General features: G+C 70.5%; 5 protein-coding genes. 3 read left to right on the forward strand and 2 right to left on the reverse strand.

Translation table 11 applies throughout. From position 1 onward, the window contains the following. Positions 1 to 849 precede the first annotated feature (849 nt). Both ACXAHD_RS31300 and ACXAHD_RS31305 read left to right on the forward strand, forming a co-directional pair. Entirely contained in the window at positions 850 to 1,386 is a 537-nt protein-coding gene (locus tag ACXAHD_RS31300) for a hypothetical protein (protein WP_475055039.1), read from the forward strand. Positions 1,387 to 1,505: 119 nt separating this feature from the next. Further along, positions 1,506 to 1,808: a hypothetical protein gene (locus ACXAHD_RS31305; protein ID WP_281551179.1), complete on the forward strand. Its 303-nt coding sequence runs from the start codon at positions 1,506 to 1,508 to the stop codon at positions 1,806 to 1,808. A gap of 86 nt (positions 1,809 to 1,894) precedes the next feature. On the opposite strand, the gene ACXAHD_RS31310 is transcribed toward ACXAHD_RS31305, so the two are convergent. Next, positions 1,895 to 3,157 carry an APC family permease gene (locus ACXAHD_RS31310; protein ID WP_475055041.1) on the reverse strand — a complete coding sequence of 421 codons (1,263 nt, stop codon included), beginning with the start codon at positions 3,155 to 3,157 and terminating at the stop codon, positions 1,895 to 1,897. Continuing rightward, positions 3,154 to 3,993 (reverse strand): SURF1 family cytochrome oxidase biogenesis protein, encoded by an 840-nt coding sequence (locus ACXAHD_RS31315; protein WP_289213459.1) that lies wholly within the window; start codon positions 3,991 to 3,993, stop codon positions 3,154 to 3,156. Before ACXAHD_RS31315 ends, ACXAHD_RS31310 begins: the two co-directional genes overlap by 4 nt. Positions 3,994 to 4,120: 127 nt before the next feature. On the opposite strand from ACXAHD_RS31315, the gene ACXAHD_RS31320 reads away from it, so the two are divergent. After that, positions 4,121 to 5,552, forward strand: a 1,432-nt coding sequence (locus ACXAHD_RS31320) for a cobyrinate a,c-diamide synthase (RefSeq protein ID WP_475055042.1), incomplete at its 3' end; no start/stop codon positions are given.

Raw genomic sequence — 5,552 nt, forward strand, 5'->3', positions numbered from 1 at the left:
TCGCCTCCCACGCAGCGTTTATGTTTTTCTCCACCTATCTATTGAGGACACAGTCCTCCCCTCCCCTCCCCCTCTTCTTCTTCCCTTTGGTCCCTGCTCCCTGGTTTCTGGCCCCCGGGACACCGGGGCGGGTGGATGCCCGGATCAGTGGCGATCGGCGTCGGGCACGTCGTGCGGCTCCAGGGCAGGTCGTCGAGGGGCTCCAAGCTGTCCAGGGCTGGAAGCTGGACCGCCGGGCTTTAGACGACCCGTAGCGTTAGTGGACCCTCGGGACACAACGATAGAGACCTCAGCACCGAGTGCTTCGGACGTACAGACACAGTGCGTCCGGGGTGTCAACCTGTCCGTGTTCGATCTGAGAGATCCGCGCCTGGCTTACCCGAGGGCTGCGTCAACCCCAGCCTGGGCAAGCCCAGCCGGACTTGCGCAACTCGGCCAGCTCATGCCTACGGATGTGGCCGAGGTTCTCAGCGCGAATCGTGGCTCGCCCCTCCTCTTCCGTGCGGTCGACCAGGTACTGCTCGTAGCGACCTTCGGCAATCGGGATCTTCGCCTGGTGACAGCGGTTCCGAAACGGGATCCGTGACAGGGGCAGTCCCCGGTCTGCTTGGCATCGTCGAACGCCGCCAGGTGACGGGGTGCGGGGGGCGGGTCGGTCACGACTGCTTCGCGTACCGGGCGGGGGTACCGCCGCCGGTCCAGGCGTGCAGGTTCATGGTGGTCTGCTAACGCTAATCGATCTTGAATTGGGGAATTGATGATCAGAGAGGGCTAGCTTCGTTACTGTGTTCAGTTGTCGCCGCACTTGTCGTGTTGTTGAGTTCCGGTGCGGCAACCGCAGTGGAGCGAGTGGATCCAGTCGCCGTAGTAGACAAGGTCTACGCGTCAGTCGATCCAGAGGTCGAATATGAAGAGTTGTCTGTCAGGGAGCGGGCAGCATTCGATAGCCGCATGCTTGTGAAAACGGTCCAGTTTAGGACCACTGCTTTGGCTCCGGTCGACCGGGAAATTCTTCAACAAATGAGGCATGAGAATCCCGCGATCTCCGCATGTTGGCTTGGCCAAGCTACCGGAAGTTCTACGTCGTTGGCAGGAAATACCCTCTACACCTTCTGGGTGGTTGGCACCTGGTGTAACTCGGGCAGTACTGTTACCAGCGCGACCTACGACTATGCCGGTGGGGAGACTAAGTCGATAGGCTGGCGTCATGCTGGCGTTCAATCTCACGGTAGCGGCATCGTTAGCAACACTGCTCGAATTTGGGCTAAGCAACGGTTTATTTTGGGAGTCGGCGGCTGGGACGTGCAGACGGTCGACGAGTGCGTTCGCCTGAACGGTATGGCGAATGGTGGTAGCTCGGGCAATTTCACCTGCTCAATCTTCTGATCGAGCTATGCCGATGTGAGGGCCACCGCAATTGCGATGGGTTCTCGCGCCGGCCCCTCGCCGACGTGTGGACGTGAGGGGGATCTTGTACGATCTGTCAACAGCGCAGGAGGAATGCCATGTCAACCCAGCAAGAGTCACTCAGCCCGGAGCAAACGAACTCCAAAATTGGTCTTGTGGCGGTCCTGTCCGTCCTTGGCCTGGCGACGTTGATCGTGAACTTCCTGCTGGCCGGTGCAGTAGGGGCTGCCGGTGCGGTTGCTTCAATCTGGGGACTGCGTACCGATCGGCGGCACCGAACCGCGTATCAGGTTCTGCTCGGCATCTCTCTGCTCACCGTGGCATTTTCGCTACTGATGAGCGCTTTCTTGCTCTCGGTGGACCGTCCGGAACCAAGCGTCACGGTCGTCCCGAAACCATGACCATGGCCTCAATCTCTCGACTGGATAGAGCCTGATCCGGGTAAGCCAGGTAGCCTAACCCGCGACGTCCACGCGCAGGTTGTCGGTCAGCCTCGGGCGCGGACGCCGCAGCCGGCCCACCAGACGCCGACGCCGACAGCGAACACCATCAGCCCGGTGAGCACTGCCGTGCCGGGCAGGGTGGCGGCCAGCAGCAGGCAGCCGGCGATCCCGACGACCGGTACGGCCTTCGGCAGCGCGCCCTCGTCGCGGCGCAGGGTCAACGCGGCGGCGTTGGCCACCGCGTAGTAGATTAGTACCCCGAACGACGAGAAGCCGATCGCCTCGCGCAGGTCGGCGACGCAGACCAGGGCGACCACCGCGACCCCGACCGCGATCTCCGCCCGGTGCGGCACCTGACGGCGCGGATGTACGGCGTCCAGCCCGGCCGGCAGATGCCGGCCCCGGGACATCGCGAACACGGTCCGGGACACCCCGAGGATCAATGCCAGCAGCGCCCCGAGCGCCGCCGTGGCCGCGCCGACGCGTACCACCGGGGTCAACCAGCCGGCACCGGCCTGCGACACGGCGGCGGCCAGCGGTGCCGGCGCGTCGGCCAGCCCGGCCGGGCCCAGGGCCCGCAGCGCCGCGACCGCAGCCAGCGCGTAGACCGCCAGGGTGATGCCCAGTGCGATCGGGATCGCCCGCAGGATGGTGCGCCGCGGGTCGCGGACCTCCTCGCCGAGGGTGGCGATCCGGGCGTAGCCGGCGAAGGCGAAGAAGAGCAGCCCGGCGCCCTGCAGCACCCCCCAGCCGTCGACGGGTACGCCGCCTGCCCCGCCGACGACCGGCCCGGTGCCGCCGATCAGCCCGGCCACGACCACCGCCGCCAGCACCACCAGCACGACACCGACGATGATCCGGGTGGCCAGGGCCGACCGGTGCACGCCGAACAGGTTCAGCGCGGTGAGCGCGACCACCGCCGCGACGGCGACCGGCCGGGCGTACCCCGGGGCCAGGTAGCTGCCGACGGTGAGCGCCATCGCCGCGCACGAGGCGGTCTTGCCGACCACGAACCCCCAGCCGGCGAGGTGGCCCCAGAAATCGCCGAGCCGGCGTCGGCCGTACACGTAGGTGCCGCCGGACTCCGGGTAACGGGCGGCCAGCCGCGCTGACGACATCGCGTTGCAGTAGGCCACCACGGCGGCGACGCCGAGCGCGGCGAGCAGCCAGCCGCCGGCGGCCGCCGCCGCCGGGGCGAACGCGGCGAACACCCCGGCGCCGATCATCGCGCCGAGACCGACGACCACCGCGTCGCCGGTGCCCAGCCGGCGGGCCAGGCCGCCGGGCGACGGGTCGGTCGGGCTCACCGCACGGTAGTCGGACGCCGGTCGACCGGGTCGGCATCGCCTCCGATGGCGTCGGCCCGGTCACCGTCACCGGCCGGCCGCCGCCGGTGGTGTGCCTCGCGCCGGGCCAGCCAGCCGAAACCGACCAGGGTCATCGCCGCGAAGATCCACCACTGGGCCACATAGCCGCCGTTCTGCCAGCTGTTCTCGTGCCGGATCGGTACGGCGACGAAGACCGGGTCGGCCGGCGGATCCTGCTCCTGCAGCAGCACGTAGCCGCCGTAGATTGGATAGGGCAACTCGGCGGCGAGCACCGGGGTGGCGATCCGCCGGGTCTGCAGCGTGCCGTCCTGGCGGGTCACCGAGCCGGACATCGGCTCCGGCTGGCGCAGCAGCCCGGTCACCCTCACCTCGCCGGTCGGCGCCGGCGGCACCGGCGGCGCGACGGCGAGCCCGCTGTCGTCCGGCGGGATCCAGCCCCGGTCGACCAGCACCGCGGAACCGTCCGCCAGCACCAGCGGGGTGAGCACCTCGTAGCCGACCCGGCTGTTCACCGTACGGCTGCGGACCAGCACGTCGTTGTCGCTGTCGTAGCGTCCGACGGCGGTCACCCTGGTCCAGGTCGCCGACTCCGGTGGCGGGTCGCCGGCCTGGCCGGGTGCCGGGCCTGGGTGGCCGGCGGCCCGGGTCAGCTCGACCGGGGTCTGCTGCCCGGCGGTGTCGATCCGGTCGTTGACCGCGCTGCGTTGGTGGTAGCGGTCGAGCTGCCAGTTTCCCAGCTGAACCATCACCGCCGCGGCGGCCAGGGCCACCACGAGGTAGCCCAGCCACCGGGGCGTCAGCAGGAACCGGTACACATGGCGGAGACTACCGGGTATCGTCTTGCGGCTGTTCCACCGATGCCGCCGGAGGCGGTCCGGCCGACCCCACCGGGCGTCCGTCACCCGGGACCGCCCGTCACCCGTACGTACAGAGGAGTCGCAGATGCCGTCCCTGCCCCGCCTGGTGGTGAGCGCCCCCGCGTCCGGCCACGGCAAGTCGTCGGTGGCGATCGGCCTGCTGGCCGCGCTGCGGCACCGAGGGCTGAGCACCGCCGGGCTGAAGGTCGGGCCGGACCACACCGACGCCGCGTACCTGGGTGCCGCCGCCGGGCGTCCGGGCCGCAACCTGGACCCGATGCTGGTGGGCTCCGGGCGGATCGGTCCGCTGCTGGTGCACGGTGCGGCCGGAGCCGACATCGCCGTGGTCGCCGGGGCGATGGGGCTGTTCGACGGTCTCGGCAGCCGGCCGGACAGCCCGTCCACGGCGACCGTCGCCACCGCCGTGCGCGCCCCGGTGCTGCTGGTGGTGGACGCGGCGACGATGGGCCAGTCGGTGGGTGCGCTGGTCCACGGTTTCCGGGCGTACGACGAACTGCTCTGGCTCGGCGGGGTGATCTTCAACCGGGTCAGCTCGGCGCGGCACGAACAGGTGCTCCGTACCGCGTTGGACGAGATCGGCGTGCCGGTGCTCGGCGCGCTGCACCGGGGCGAACTGCCGGCGGGGATCCCGCGCCCGGCCGGGGTGGTGCCGGTCGCGCACCACAGCATCGACACGGTACGGCTGATCCGCCGGCTCGGTGAGGCGGTGGACGCGGCCGTCGACCTGGACTTGGTGCTGGCGATGGCCCGGTCGGCGCCGCAGCTGCCGGTGCCGGAGTGGACCGCCGGCGACGCGTTGGCCGCCGAGGCCGAGGCGGCCGGGGTGCCGCAGGCGCCGCCGCCGGCCCGGCGTCCGGTGATCGCGGTCGCCGGCACCGCTGAGCTGATCTACGGCTACGCGGAGACGGTCGAACTGCTCACCGCCGCCGGTGCCGCGGTGGTGCCGGTCGATCCGCTGCGGGACGAGTCGTTGCCGGAGGCGACGGCGGCGCTGGTACTGCCCGGCGGGCTGCCGGAGACCTACCTGCCGGAGTTGTCGGCGAACCGGGCGTTGACCCTCGCGGTGGCCGACCTGGCCCGGTCCGGTCGGCCGGTGCTGGCCGAGGGGACCGGGCTGCTCTGGCTGGTCCGGGAGTGTGACGGGCGGCCGATGGGTGAGGTGTTCGACGCGGCGGCGTCGACCACCGACCGGATGATCGTCGGCTACCGGGAGGCGACGTCGCGGGCGGCCACCCCGGTCGCGCCGCTCGGCGGTCGCCTGATCGGCTACAAGCAGCACCAGGCGGTGGTTTCCCCGCGTGCCGGCCACACCCCCGCGTGGACGTGGGGCAACGGGGTGCCGGAGGGCTTCGTCTGGCGTCGGGTGCACGCCTCCCAGTTGACGCTGCACTGGGCGGGGGCACCGGAGATCGCCCGGCGGCTGGTGGTCGCCGCCGCCGACGGCCGGCCGGGGGCGGGCGACGGCCGGGTCGGCCCGCCGCCCGGTGAGCCCGGCC

The organism is Micromonospora sp. ABR4_055, assembly GCF_056160425.1.

Coding starts and splice junctions, on each gene's coding strand:
- ACXAHD_RS31305 (WP_281551179.1), top strand. CDS start 1,506: ATGTCAACCCAGCAAGAGTCACTCAGCCCGGAGCAAACGAACTCCAAA.